This is a genomic window from Micromonospora sp. M51 (assembly GCF_018070305.1).
In the GTDB taxonomy this organism is placed as follows: Bacteria; Actinomycetota; Actinomycetes; order Mycobacteriales; family Micromonosporaceae; genus Micromonospora; species Micromonospora parva.
In genome coordinates this window covers 1-400 of the sequence record NZ_JAGPXZ010001554.1, presented here as the reverse complement: position 1 = coordinate 400, position 400 = coordinate 1, and the positions used below count along the sequence as shown (strand labels likewise).

1 protein-coding gene is annotated in these 400 nt (G+C 63.2%); it reads right to left on the bottom strand.

What is annotated here, in order from left to right; genetic code table 11:
• Window positions 1-400: acetate--CoA ligase family protein (locus KBX53_RS35915; protein ID WP_210864136.1), on the bottom strand; the 400-nt coding region annotated here is incomplete at both ends.

Here is a 400-nt window from a genome sequence, read left to right as displayed (position 1 = left end):
ATCAGCTCACGCGCTTTCACCTTGACGACCATCGCCTGCACGATGACGCCCTCAATGCGGGCTTCGGGGCGCAGCTTCCTCGCCCGGGCGAGAATGTCGGAGGTAGCGGTACGCACCGCGTCCGGCGTGGTCAGATTCAGCACGACGCCGCCGACATCGGATTTATGGACGATGTCGCGCGACATGATCTTGAGCACGACGGTCGAGCCTTGCGCAAACACCTCGTTCGCGTAGCCGACCGCCTGCTCGACGTCCGTCGCAGCATAAGTCGGCACCATCGCGATGTCATAGGTTTCGAGCAGATGCTTGATTTCGACAGGCTCGAGCCATTTGCGGCCATCGGCGATCGCCGCGGCGACGATCTGCCGGGCACCCTTGGCGTCGGGCACGAACGTATCGG